The organism is Pigmentiphaga sp. GD03639 (assembly GCF_029845405.1).
GTDB classification, from domain to species: Bacteria; Pseudomonadota; Gammaproteobacteria; order Burkholderiales; family Burkholderiaceae_B; genus Pigmentiphaga; species Pigmentiphaga daeguensis.
Genome location: NZ_JAOCLR010000085.1, coordinates 1 through 897 on the forward strand (window position 1 = coordinate 1; position 897 = coordinate 897).

Consider the following 897-nt stretch of genomic DNA (forward strand, 5'->3'; position numbering starts at 1 on the left):
ATTGGTGCAGATCACTTCTGATATTGAACTGTCAGGAGCTGGCTGCACAACAGCCATTACGCCCAATCAACTGGTGCAGTCGTCTTCTGAAAATGACATTTGGTATCTCTCATAAACGGATGTTTTTGAGAGAACTATCTTCGGCCTTCACACGCACGAAAGGCGGCGAAGCTCCGCCGTTAATCCGTCCGCCGGAGATCTCGCCCAGGCAGGCTGAAGGCCGAGCAAGCCTGACAGGCCCGAAAAGCCCGGCACGGGCGTCGGCGGCGATGACGGCGGCGGCATTATCCAGGGTTGATGATGGAAGTGGAGGATATCGACAACCTCTCGCGCAACCAAGACATCGCGGTCGGACTGCAAGTGATCTTGAAGCCACGGGCCCGTCCCACCCCGACATGGACCTCGATGCCCGAACGGACGTTAGATTTCGAGTTCTAGGCGTTCTGCGATGAAGGTTGGATCCCAGCCGGGATTGAAAGTGTCGACGTGGGTGAATCCGAGCCGCTCGTATAGGCCACGCAGGTTCGGGTGGCAGTCGAGCCGCAGCTTGGCGCACCCCTGCGTTCGCGCGGCATGGCGGCAAGCCTCGATCAGCGCGGAGCTGACACCCCGGCCCGCATGTGTCCGTCGCACCGCGAGCTTGTGCAGATATGCGGCCTCCCCCTTGAGGGCGTCGGGCCAGAACTCGGGATCCTCGGCCGACAAGGTGCAACAGCCGACGATGCCGTCGCTGCAACTCGCGACTAGGAGCTCGGATCTCAGGACGAAGGTCTCCGCGAATGTCCGGTCGATCCGCGCGACGTCCCAGGCGGGCGTTCCCTTGGCGGACATCCACGCCGCAGCGTCGTGCATCAGCCGCACAACCTCGTCGATATCACCCGAGCAGGCGACCCGAAC

The 897-nt window shown here is 61.5% G+C and carries 1 protein-coding gene; it reads right to left on the reverse strand.

The window, feature by feature from the left end:
- Positions 1-420 precede the first annotated feature (420 nt).
- Positions 421-897, reverse strand: a 477-nt coding sequence (locus N5K27_RS28925) for a GNAT family N-acetyltransferase (RefSeq protein WP_279821028.1), incomplete at its 5' end; no start/stop codon positions are given.